At 52.5% G+C, this 1,316-nt stretch carries 1 protein-coding gene; it reads right to left on the reverse strand.

Features of this window, described 5'->3' with window-relative positions; all coding sequences use genetic code 11:
* Nucleotides 1-56: 56 nt before the first annotated feature.
* The gene (locus HNQ83_RS30960; RefSeq protein ID WP_175392633.1) at nt 57-1,235 is read right to left on the reverse strand and encodes an integrase core domain-containing protein; all 1,179 of its coding nucleotides are present in this window, start codon (nt 1,233-1,235) and stop codon (nt 57-59) included.
* Nucleotides 1,236-1,316: the final 81 nt, after the last annotated feature.

Genomic DNA, 1,316 nt, shown 5'->3' on the forward strand with positions numbered 1-1,316 from the left:
TGAAGGGATCAACCACATAGGTAACAGAAAAGTTCAGGCACATAGGTAACACCTGATCACGTATTTCTGATTACTTTGAGCGTCAGATAAGCATCTTTAGCGTCTCTTTCATCAACACGGCCCAGTACTACCGGCCCAAAGATGATGTCCCAAACACCCTCGCTGATACTCTCCAACCCGACTATTTGGTGTTTGAGGACATAGCCGACATAGATTCTGAGCCTTCCTTTGTTCACCACCCCGTTGGAGTCCGTTCGGTATGCCTCAACATGGCTTGGGTATCTCATCTCCGGCAGTTTTTTCGGGAATGGTCGTGAAGAACCTGTGTAGCAAGAGCCCGGTGTTTTCTGCCCCAAAGCCTCATGAAGACGCTCGTGATTATAGTGCTGCATGAACAGATCAAAATGCTTCTGCTGGGCTCCCCACTCAATTTCCGGCGGCCTTGGCAATGTACTTTTAAGCGTGCGGTGCATGCGCTCATGTCGTCCGTTTTGCTCGGGTCGACCAGGTTGAATCCTTTCGTGAATGATACCCAGGCGGGCCCACCAGATGGACAACTGCGATAACCCCGCACGCCCACCGCTGGCGAAAGGGACACCGTTGTCCGTACGGATCCTCTCAGGCATTCCATACATTTTAAATAACCGCTCGAAGGTGGCCTTGGCGTCATTGAAAGTCGTGTTCGGCATGCTTTCGCAAGCCAGTAGAAAGCGACTGGCGTGATCCATAACAGTCAAGGGGTAACACCAGACACCGTCTCCCGTCAGGTATTGGCCTTTGTAATCGGCACTCCACAGCTGGTTGGGAAGATCGGCTTTCTGAAGTGGTTTGGGATAGATGGCGACACGCTGACGTAAACGCCGTGGCGCCACCAAGCCCGCCTTTTTCAGCACGTTGTAGATCGTCGTCTTGGAGGGTGGCGGCTGATCTGGAAACCGCTCACTTAGGGCTGTCTGAATCTTCTTAGGGCCCGGTGTGGTTTGCCCTTGGCCACGCAGCTCAAGAATGGCTTCTTTGACCGCAAACGGCACAGCCTGAGCTTGGGAATGCCGCTTGCGACTGCACTCCGCCAAACCGTTAACGCTGTCCGCATTGTAGCGTGCCACCCACTTGTAGCCGGTTTTTCGACTGATGCTGTGAGCCGCACAGAGTTGACTGAAATTGAGGCGACCAGACAGATAGTCGGCAATGAACATCACTTTCAGGTCCATAGGTTTCAGCTCTCGCCACGGCATGGTCAGATCCTCGGAATCGACCAGTACCAGTTAAAAACTGTTACCCATGTGCTTGAACTGTTTTGTTACCTATGTGGGTGA

The organism is Pseudomonas sp. C2B4 (assembly GCF_013359695.1).
Taxonomy (GTDB): Bacteria; Pseudomonadota; Gammaproteobacteria; order Pseudomonadales; family Pseudomonadaceae; genus Aquipseudomonas.

Excerpts from the sequence above, each read along its gene's own strand:
- HNQ83_RS30960 (WP_175392633.1), bottom strand. The coding sequence starts at position 1,235 with ATGCCGTGGCGAGAGCTGAAACCTATGGACCTGAAAGTGATGTTCATT.